Origin of the sequence: Mesorhizobium sp. M4A.F.Ca.ET.050.02.1.1, from assembly GCF_003997725.1 — a bacterium.
Lineage (GTDB): Bacteria > Pseudomonadota > Alphaproteobacteria > Rhizobiales > Rhizobiaceae > Mesorhizobium.
On sequence record NZ_RZSG01000250.1, the window covers coordinates 1 to 7,667 of the forward strand.

The window sequence follows — 7,667 nt, forward strand, 5'->3', positions numbered from 1 at the left end:
GAGCAGATTGTCGTATTTGGCGTTGAGCCCCGTCAGCCGCTCCTTGAGCGCCCGTTGCGCCTGCTGCAGGTCCTTGCTCTCCCATAGCTCGACCAGCGACATGGTCTGCTCGACACGCTTCTGCTCCTGGTTGGCCAGGAACTGGAAGACGGAGAACAGAAGGGTGAAGATGATCACCAGGCGCACCAGAAGGCCCGACCAGGCATAGGCCAGCATGCGCCAGTCACGATCGGTGAAGGGGTTCGATTCCTTCTTGATCTCGTGGCTGCTCGGCCACGGGAAACCCTCCGTGGTCTCAGGCAGCGCCTCAGCCTTCCTGATCGCCGGCGGCTCCGTAGATGCCGTCGCTGGCGTAACCTTACCCCCCGGTTTTTTCATCGGCAGCTGTCCAGGTCGATAATGGCGGAGGGGTCGAGCACGATGCCCGGCGCCTCGAGCTTTTTCTTCAGGCAGTCGAGCTGCAAACGCGAAATCATGAACTGCACGTCAGGCTCGGCGGGCGCCTTGTTCGGCGAGGGCAGGGCCTCGACCACGCCGCGCGAGGCGCAGCCGCTGAGATCGACCACGACGGCCTCATTGCCGGTCTTGGCGATCTGGTCGTACTGGTCGAGAAAGCAACTCGCCAATTCGGAATTGGTCACGATCTGCTTGGCGCAGAGGCCGCAGGTCTCCTCTGCCGAGGCATGGGCGAACGACAGGCCCGCGGCAAGAAGGACCGCTCCGAGCCAGCAAAGAACCTTGGTTTTCACGAGCGTCCTCATCCTTTCCGCGCCGCGCCAGAATGTCCACATACCAAGCCCGTCGCGCAAGAGCCGCTGCGCGATTGCGACAGGCTTTTGCTGCGGCCTGCATTCAGGCGCGCGGCACCGTCTCCATCGGAAAAATCATCACCGCGCCCTTTGGGCCGCTCCTGTCGGTAAGCTTCATCACCGAGCGCGTCGAGGGCGCCATGCCGATATCGGTCAGCATGTCGGAGAAGCCGGAGCCGCCGGCCGCGCGGGTGGCCGAGGGCACGCCGTCCTGCGCCAGGAAGCTCAGGTCCTCCTTCTCGCTCTGCGGCGGCGCCTCGGTCAGCACCGCGATCATCCGCTCCATACCGAAGCTGGTGTCGGTGAAGGCCAGCAGTCCTTCCCGCAAGCCGGCATCCGGCGAGCCGTTGGCGGGCGCCAGCCGCTCGGCGACGATATGGGTGATGGAATAGTCGCTGCCGACATAGAGCACGTTGATGTCGACATATTTGTCGGAATCGTTCCTGGCCTTGATGTGCATCTCGTCACCCGGCGAGACGCGCGGCACGGTCGAGGCCTGCAGCGGCTCCAGCGCGTCGCCGCCTTGGCGCCTGATCTCGAACTCGACACTGACCTCTTCCGGCCGGTAGTCGGACGCTGCGGCTAGCCTGGAGAGGCCGGTGGCGCGGAAGATGGTGGTCAGGTTCCTCGCCGCCGCCTCGGCCAGCTTTGCCCGGTTATCCGGGCGGATGATGATCAGCGGCGGCCTGCCGCCGTCCTTCAGCGTCACGTCGCCGGAAGCCGGCAGGAACCATAGCGCCGGCTTGTCGGTCGCATCGGTGGCCGCGCCGGCAATCGCATTCTCGCGCAGCACCGCCAGCCGTAGGTCGGCTCTCTTGCCGGGCTCGACCAGCTCGACGTGGAATCCGGATTTCTCCCTGGCCGCCAGTTCGTCCAGAACCGAGTTGACCAGCGCGGTCTCCTTGTCGAGGCCGTCGGTCGCCGCCGGGCGCGCCACCACGAGCTTGTAGTCGACGGCGAGTTCGGCGATGCGCGCATAGGCATTGGCCGGGATAGCGGCCAGCGTCAGGGCCGGCTTGCCGTCGAGCTCCACCGGCTTCACCCAAGCCTCGAGGTTCCTGGCCGACTGCACCTCGACATAGCCGAGCGCATCCGACAATTGCGACAGCGCCGATGGCAGGATGGCGAGCTTGCTGCCGGGGGCGAGGCGCTGGAGCAGCCCGGCGCCGATCGTCGCCGCATCGTCCTTGATGACCAGCGGCCATTGCATCACCGCGTCGGTCCTGTCGGTGCCGAAGACGCGGGCGTCAAGCTCGCCTTCGAAGAGCGGCGTCGGCCGCGTGCGGCTGTCGGCCGAATATTGTTGCAGCACCGCCTGGCCGAGCTGGCGGTAGGTGACGTTGGGGTTCTCCGCCAGCTTGGACAGGATGGTGAAGGTGAACAGGCCGAAGCGCGGCGCGTCGGCGGTGCCCTTGGGCAGCGGCATTTCCGGCGTCGTCTCGATCGTCTGCGCGGCATAGAAGGCGACCAGCTTCCCCTTCGTGGTCGGTTCGGCGCCGGTTGGCGTCAGGTTGAAGGCGGGCTTGCGCTGGCCGTTCTCGTCGAAGCCGCGCGAGCCGGTCGCCGTGATGCCGTCATAGAGCTTCACCGCGGCTGCCCGCTCGGTCTTGCTGCCGCCGACCAGATCGGCGAACTCGACCTTGCGCTCCAGCTCGTCGTCGACCTCGGCGGCGCGTGTCGCGGTGCCGGAATGGCAGCAGTCGAAAACCACCCAGACGAAGGCGCCCTTGTCGCGGATGGCGTCGAGTGCGGCGCCGACCTCATTGTCGACCAGCGCGTTGGGCACGCCGGCCTCGCGGTTGACCCATTTCTCGATGTCGACGGGAAGGAATATCTCGTCGAGGCCGTCGGTCTCGTCGCTGTTGGTCGCCCCGGGCTGCTGCGCGCCATGGCCGGACAGGTGCAGATAGACGAAGTCGTCGCGCTCGACCCTGGCGGCGAGGTCGGCCAGTGCCGCCTTGATCGCGGCGTGCGTCGGCAGGCCGGCGGCGCCTTCGACGTCCTTGGCGAGCAGGGTGACGTTCTCCGGCGCAAACTTCACCGGCGCTGGCGTATTTCTCAGCAGGTAGTCGCGCACCAGGCCGGCATCGTTCTTCGGCCCGATCAGCCAGTTCTTCTTCGGCAGGTTTGGATAGTCGGTGCAAGCGACCAGCAGCGCGTAATAGGTGCGCTGGGCGGCAAGCGCACGAAACGACAGCGTGCCGACTGCCGTCAGCGCGGAGGCGCCGGCAAGCAGCGTCCGGCGTGTCAATCTGATCATGGATGCCCCCAAGCCCGATCGAATTCGCAAGCAGCCGCAACCCTCATCGATGATTTTGTCAGTATTTTGAAGGCTGGTTGCGCGATGGCGATGACCAACCACTGAGGCGGTGCCGTCGATGGCGACGGAAACAGTGGCAAAAAAGACGGTTCGTCGCTATCTCAGTGGAATTCAGGCCACTTGCATGCGCAAATGGCGTGCGGACGACGCAAGCTGACTGGAAGCAGGACCATGGCGGCAAGGGATGTGCTGACGAAGAACCAGTTGTGTGTGCTCGAAAAGCTCGAGGCCGCCAGCGGACCGCTTAGCGCCTACATGCTGCTCGACCAGCTGCGCGAACGTGGCTTCCGCGCGCCGCTGCAGGTCTATCGCGCGCTTGACACGCTGGTGAAGTCGGGTTTCGTGCACCGGCTGGAGAGCCTCAACTCCTTCGTTGCCTGCGCCGAGCCGCATGATCACAGCCATTCGATGACCGCCTTCGCCATTTGCGACACATGCGGCCAGGTGACCGAGATGTCCGACCATGATGTCGACCACCGGCTCGACGAATGGGTGCGCTCGACGGGCTTTGCCGCCAAGAAGGCGGTGATCGAGTTCCGCGGCGTTTGCGCCAAGTGCCGGGCCGAGGCCGCCTAGGGTCTATTGTTCTTCAGGCGAGGCCGGCCTGCAAATGGCGGGCTCCTGCGCTTCGGTGCTCACGTACTTCAAGTACGCTCCGATCCGGTTCTCGGACCCCGCCGTTCTCGGCTCGGCCTGAAACTCAACAGACCCGGGAGCGTATCGCTTCAGTGCTTGGTCGACCAGGCGAACCAGAACGCGACCAGCGCCAGCAGCGCTGAAAGCAGCCGTCGGGCAAATCGCTCCCTGCGGGGATCGTTGAGGAACGGTTCCAGCGTCCCCGCCAGAGCGACGATGACGCCGTGAACAGCGGTCGCGATCGCCACATAGACCGCGCTGAGCAGGACTGTCTGGGAGAGGACCGGCCGTCCGGCATCGACGAAGGTCGGCAGCACGGCGACGTAGAAGACCGCCGCCTTGGGGTTCAAGAGATTGGTGACGAGTCCGCGCATGAAATGCTTGCCGCGCGCGCCGCCGGCGCTCGATACGACGTCCGTTCCCGCGGTCCAGCCCTCCCAGGCGAGGTAGAGAAGGAATAGCACCCCGGCCCAGCGAAGTCCCTCGTAGAACGGCCGCGATGCCTGGATCAGTTCGGCGACGCCGAAGGCCGCGACCGCGCCGACGGTCGCCAGTCCCAACGCGATACCCGCCACCGTGGCAAAGCCGGCGCGGCGTCCTTCGCTGGCGGAAATCAGCGCCAGATAGGTCATGTTCGGACCCGGCGTCAGTTCAATCAGCAGGCATGCGAGCGAGAAGGAAAGGACGGTGGCTGTCGAGGGCGGCAGCAACGCGTTCACATCAATGCGCCTCGTCCCAATTGTCGGCGGCCCGCGCATCGACATGCAGCGGCACCGACATCGACACCGCCGGCATCGGCGCGTTCTCCATCACACGGCGCACGACGGGAAGCGTCGCCTCGACCTCGGCTTCCACCGTCTCGAAGATCAGCTCGTCATGCACCTGCAGCAGCATGCGGGCCGACAGGCCGGCCTTCTCCAGCGCCTCCTCCATATGCACCATGGCGCGGCGGATGATGTCGGCGGCGGTGCCCTGCAGCCTGGCGTTTATCGAGGCGCGCTCGTTGAAGGCGCGGATGGAGGGATTGGAGGCTCTTATCTCCGGGTAGTGGATGCGGCGGCCGAAGATGGTTTCGACATAGCCATATTCGCGGGCGTAGGCCTTGGTCGCCTCGATATAGTCGCGGATGCCCGGGAAGCGCTCGAAATATTTCTTGATGTAGGCGCCGGCCTCCTCGCGCGGGATCGATAGCTGGTTGGCAAGACCGAAGGCCGAAATGCCGTAGATGATGCCGAAATTGATCGCCTTGGCGCGGCGGCGCACCTCCGAAGGCATGCCTTCGACCGGCACGTTGAACATCTCGGATGCCGTGATGGCGTGGATGTCGGCGCCGTCGGCGAAGGCCTGCTTCAGCTGCGGGATCTCGGCGACATGGGCGAGCACCCGCAATTCGATCTGGCTGTAGTCGGCCGAGACCAGCTTGTGGCCCTTTTCGGCAATGAAGGCGGTCCTGATCTTGCGCCCCTCGGCGGTACGCACCGGGATGTTCTGCAGATTGGGGTCGGAGGACGAGAGACGTCCAGTTGTCGTCGCCGCCAGCGCATAGGAGGTGTGGACGCGCTTCGTGTCGGGGTGGATGAAGCCAGGCAGCGCGTCGGTATAGGTCGATTTCAGTTTGGTGAGCTGGCGCCAGTCAACGATCTTGCGCGGCAGTTCATGGCCTTCGGCGGCAAGGTCCTCCAGGAGCTGCGCCGATGTCGACCATTGGCCGGTCTTGGTCTTGGAGCCGCCCGGCAGGCCCATCTTGCCGAACAAAATGTCGCCGAGCTGTTTCGGCGAGCCGATGTTGATGCGCTCGCCGACGATGCCGTAGATCTCCTCCTCAACGCGGGCGGCACCCTGCGCCAGCTCGCCCGACAGCCGGGAGAGGATCTGTCGGTCGACGGAGATGCCGCGCTGCTCCATCCGCGCCAGCACCGGCACCAGCGGCCGTTCCAGCCGCTCATAGACGGAAACGAGGCCCTTGGCGGCAAGCCTGGGCTTCAGCACCTGCCAGAGCCTCAGCGTGATATCGGCCTGCCCGGCGGCGTAGGCGGTCGCGCGCTCGATATCGACTTGATCGAAGCCGACGGCGCTTTTCCCCGATCCGGCAAGCTCCTTCTTGGAGGCCGGGGCGTGGCCCAGCCATTTTTCCGAGAGGCCGGCCAGGTCGTGGCCGCCGGACGTGCCGGCATCAAGCACATAGGAGATCAGCATCGTGTCGTCGAATGGGCCGATCTCGATGCCGTGGCGGCTCATCACGACGATGTCGTATTTCAGGTCCTGCACGATCTTGAGAACGGACCTGTCCTGCAAGAGAGGCTTCAGCAGCGCCAATGCCTCGCGGACGGGGATCTGGTTCTCCAGCATGCCGCCGCCCAGCAAGTCGCCGGTGCCGCTCTTGTGGACGAGCGGCAGATAGGCGGCGCGGCCGGGCGCGACCGCCATGGACAGGCCGATCAACTCGGCCTGCATCGGGTCGGGCGAGCTGGCCTCGGTGTCGAAGGCGAGGACACCGGCTTCCCGTGCCTCGGCGATCCAGGCCGTCAGCGCCGCCGCATCGCGAATGGCGACATAGGCCGACGTGTCGATCTTGCGCGCCGCCGCCTGTTCCAGGCGAAGCGCCGAGAGCAGGGAAGGGGTGTCGCCCTGCGGCGGCGCGTCTTCTGCCCGGATGGCCGGCGCTGGCTTGTCGGCGTCGTTGCCGGCGGGCGTGGACCGTGCTGCCGGCGGCGCGCCGGCTCCGACATCGGGTCCGTGCGCGGTATCGGCGCGCTCGATGGTGACGGCGGCGGCCTGGACGTCGCCGATCTCGGTTCCGGTCGCTTCGGCGACGCGGCGGGTCAGCGTGGTGAATTCCATGGTTTTGAGGAAGCCGATCAGCTTCGGCCCGTCCGGCGCGTGCAGCTCGAAGTCGCCGAGCCCCTCGGCGACCGGCACGTCGTTCTTCAGCGTCCCCAGCTGGCGCGAGATGCGCGCCTTGTCGGCATTGGCGATGATCGATTCCCGCCGCTTCTCCTGCTTGATCTCGGCGGCGCGCGCCAGCAGCGCGTCGAGGTCGCCGAACTGCTCCAGGAGCTGCGCCGCCGTCTTCGGCCCGATGCCGGGCACGCCCGGCACATTGTCGACCGAGTCGCCGGTGAGCGCCTGCAGGTCGATCATCTTCTCCGGCGGCACGCCCCATTTCTCGATCACTTCGGGGATGCCGATCTGGCGATCCTTCATCGGGTCGTACATGCCGACCGTGGGACCGACCAGCTGCATCAGATCCTTGTCGGAGGAGATGATAGTGGTGTCGCCGCCAGCCTCGCAGGCAAGCCGGCAATAAGTGGCGATGAGGTCGTCGGCCTCGAAGCCCTCCATCTCGATGCAGGGAAGATTGAAAGCCGTGGTCGCCTGGCGGATCAGGCCGAACTGCGGGATCAGGTCCTCTGGCGGTGCCGAGCGGTTGGCCTTGTATTCGGGGTAGAGCTCGTTGCGGAAGGTCTTCGAGGAATAGTCGAAGATGACGGCGAAATGCGTCGGCACCACGCCGACATCGGTGTTGCGGGCATCCTGCATCAGCTTCCACACCATGTTGCAGAAGCCGAGCACCGCATTGGTGGGCAAGCCGTCGGATTTGCGATTGAGCGGCGGCAGCGCGTGATAGGCGCGGAAAATGTAGCCGGAGCCGTCGACGAGGAAGAGATGATCGCCTTTTTTCATGCCGGCAGGGATAGCGCGGCCAGACGGCGCGGTCCATGCCAAAGGCGGCTGAAACTACCGGTTCCGGCAACACCCTGACAGAGGCTGCCGCCGAATGATCCGGCCACTCACGGGCATGTTACAAAAGTGTAATACTGGTGCCCTTGAATCGCCACGTTCACAGACCCAAATAAGGTCCATCGGCAGTTTTCGCCGAAGTCCGGAGCAAGGCCCGTCCC

5 protein-coding genes and 1 pseudogene are annotated in these 7,667 nt (G+C 65.4%); 1 reads left to right on the forward strand and 5 read right to left on the reverse strand.

Annotated elements, in window-relative coordinates:
* From EOA33_RS17600 to EOA33_RS17610, 3 genes and pseudogenes are all read right to left on the reverse strand, one after another.
* A pseudogene (locus EOA33_RS17600) lies at positions 1-378 on the reverse strand (hypothetical protein); the annotation flags it as partial.
* Complete coding sequence (locus EOA33_RS17605; RefSeq protein ID WP_245455380.1) at positions 375-749, reverse strand: hypothetical protein; 375 nt, start codon at positions 747-749, stop codon at positions 375-377. The gene EOA33_RS17605 and the pseudogene EOA33_RS17600, both read right to left, overlap by 4 nt.
* A 103-nt stretch (positions 750-852) precedes the next feature.
* Complete coding sequence (locus EOA33_RS17610) at positions 853-3,069, reverse strand: caspase family protein (RefSeq protein ID WP_127406180.1); 2,217 nt, start codon at positions 3,067-3,069, stop codon at positions 853-855.
* A 231-nt stretch (positions 3,070-3,300) separates the two neighbouring features.
* Here EOA33_RS17610 and EOA33_RS17615 point away from each other — a divergent pair, with 231 nt between their 5' ends.
* The gene (locus EOA33_RS17615) at positions 3,301-3,705 is read left to right on the forward strand and encodes a Fur family transcriptional regulator (protein WP_126058257.1); all 405 of its coding nucleotides are present in this window, start codon (positions 3,301-3,303) and stop codon (positions 3,703-3,705) included.
* 149 nt (positions 3,706-3,854) lie between these two features.
* On the opposite strand, the gene EOA33_RS17620 is transcribed toward EOA33_RS17615, so the two are convergent.
* Both EOA33_RS17620 and polA read right to left on the reverse strand, forming a co-directional pair.
* Complete coding sequence (locus EOA33_RS17620; protein WP_245455381.1) at positions 3,855-4,484, reverse strand: LysE family translocator; 630 nt, start codon at positions 4,482-4,484, stop codon at positions 3,855-3,857.
* Between the two features lies 1 nt (position 4,485).
* Positions 4,486-7,449 carry a DNA polymerase I gene (polA, locus tag EOA33_RS17625; RefSeq protein WP_190234294.1) on the reverse strand — a complete coding sequence of 988 codons (2,964 nt, stop codon included), beginning with the start codon at positions 7,447-7,449 and terminating at the stop codon, positions 4,486-4,488.
* Positions 7,450-7,667: the final 218 nt, after the last annotated feature.